The following is a 1,178-nucleotide window of genomic DNA, read 5'->3' on the forward strand; positions in this document are numbered from 1 at the left end:
CCCGGGTGTATTTTGGCCAAGAAGAAGCCAGGGGTGGTCGTCAGCCGGCGCGGGGGCCGCTGTAATCGGCGTCCGTGACCTTTTCCAGCCAGTCGGCGGCGCTGCCGTCCTGGGCCTCCTGGATGGCGAGATGGGACATGGCGACATCGGGGGCGGCGCCATGCCAGTGTTTCTCGCCGGGGGCGAACCAGACCGTGTCTCCGGGGCGGAGTTCCTGCACCGGGTCGCCCTCTTTCTGCGCAAGGCAGAGGCCGGAGAGGATGTGCAGGGTCTGGCCCAGTGGGTGGGTGTGCCAGGCGGTGCGGGCGCCCGGTTCGAAGGTGACGATCAGGGCGTGGACGCGGGCCGGGTCCGGTGCCGCGATGACGGGATCGAAGCGGACGGTGCCGGTGAAATAGTCGGGGTTCGGCGTGACGGAAGGGCGGGAACCGGCGCGATGGATCTGCATGGTGGGCCTCATGGCTGTTGGCGTCATGCCCACCCTAGGCGATTCCGGGTGCGGGGGAAGCCCGGGCTAATGGCCTCCGTCCGGCAGGCGTTCGAGCCGTGTGGGCGGGACATGGTCCACAAGCCAGACACCGTTCAGCGACCGGAAGAACAGCGTGCCGCTGCGGCCCATCTCTCCGGCGGCGACGGCAAGGATGACCGGCTTGCCGCGGCGGGCGCCGACCTTTTTGGCGGTCTCGACGTCCGGTGACAGGTGTACGTGATGGCGGGACATGGGGCGCAGACCCTCGGCCAGGATCGCGTCGAGCGCGCCGGGATGGGTGCCGTGATAGAGCGTTTCGGGCGGGGCGAGCGGCGTCAGGCCCAGGTCGACCGGGATCGAGTGGCCCTGGTTGGCGCGGATGCGGCTGCCATCCGGGGAGAGCGCGAAGCGCTGTTTGTCGGAGGCGGCGACGACCTGCTCCAGCCGCGCGCGGGTGAGGGGCATGGGCGCGCGGTCCAGCAGGTCGTCGATCGTCGCCCAGCCGCCCGCGTCGAGCGTGAGCCCGATCTCCTGCGGGGCGTGGCGCAGCACGTAGGAGAGGAATTTCGATATGTCGCGGTCGTTTGCCATGCCCATGGATATGAAAAACCGCCGTGGAGAAGTCCACGGCGGTTTTCCTGACCTTGGGCGGCGGGGTGATCCCCGGCCTGCGTGCGCGTTCAGAGCTCGGGATAGATCGGGAACCGTT

The 1,178-nt window shown here is 69.1% G+C and carries 2 protein-coding genes; both read right to left on the bottom strand.

Going from position 1 to position 1,178, the window contains the following annotated elements; genetic code table 11:
• Nucleotides 1-40: 40 nt before the first annotated feature.
• Entirely contained in the window at nucleotides 41-448 is a 408-nt protein-coding gene (locus PVW46_RS13660; protein ID WP_043141889.1) for a (R)-mandelonitrile lyase, read from the bottom strand.
• Between the two features lie 66 nt (nucleotides 449-514).
• The gene (locus PVW46_RS13665) at nucleotides 515-1,060 is read right to left on the bottom strand and encodes an RNA 2'-phosphotransferase (RefSeq protein WP_274576213.1); all 546 of its coding nucleotides are present in this window, start codon (nucleotides 1,058-1,060) and stop codon (nucleotides 515-517) included.
• Nucleotides 1,061-1,178: the final 118 nt, after the last annotated feature.

Origin of the sequence: Mameliella sp. AT18, assembly GCF_028807275.1 — a bacterium.
In the GTDB taxonomy this organism is placed as follows: Bacteria; Pseudomonadota; Alphaproteobacteria; order Rhodobacterales; family Rhodobacteraceae; genus Antarctobacter; species Antarctobacter albus.